The sequence below is a fragment of the Caulobacter sp. 17J65-9 genome, assembly GCF_010975005.1.
Taxonomy (GTDB): domain Bacteria; phylum Pseudomonadota; class Alphaproteobacteria; order Caulobacterales; family Caulobacteraceae; genus 17J80-11.
On sequence record NZ_JAAIVC010000356.1, the window covers coordinates 1 to 558 of the forward strand.

General features: G+C 78.1%; 1 protein-coding gene. It reads right to left on the bottom strand.

Going from position 1 to position 558, the window contains the following annotated elements:
* On the bottom strand, window positions 1–558 hold a 558-nt coding region (locus G3573_RS21935), incomplete at both ends, for an HAD-IC family P-type ATPase (RefSeq protein ID WP_163263714.1).

A 558-nucleotide genomic window follows, 5' to 3' on the forward strand; every position in this document is an offset into this window, starting at 1 on the left:
GGCCAGGGCCCGCGACAGCGGATGGCGCGAGGCGCGGGCCAGCTGGGCGGCGGCGGCGAGCGCCCGCGGCGGCGCGTCGACCAGGCGTGGCTCGCCCCGGGTCAGCACGCCGGTCTTGTCGAACACCACGTGGGTGACCTCGGCCAGGCGCTCCAGCGCCGCCCCGGACTTCACCAGCACGCGACTGCGGAACAGCCGTCCGGCCGCCACGACCTGCACGGCCGGGACCGCGAGGCCCAGCGCGCACGGGCAGGTGATGATCAGCACGGCCACCGCGCGCAGCAGGGCGGTTCTCAGGTCCGACCCGGCGATCGACCAGCCGAACACGGTCAGGGCGGCGACCGAGTGCACCACCGGCACGTAGAGGGCCGCGGCCTTGTCGGCCAGGCGGACGTAGCGCGACTTCGACTGGGCGCCGGCCTCCATCAGCCGGGCCACCTCGGCCAGGGTGGAGTCCGCCGCCCGCGCGGTCGCGCGCAGCACCAGCCGGCCGGTCAGGTTCAGCGCGCCGGCCGGCAGCCGGTCGCCGGCGCCGGCCCGCGCCGGGGCGGTCTCGCC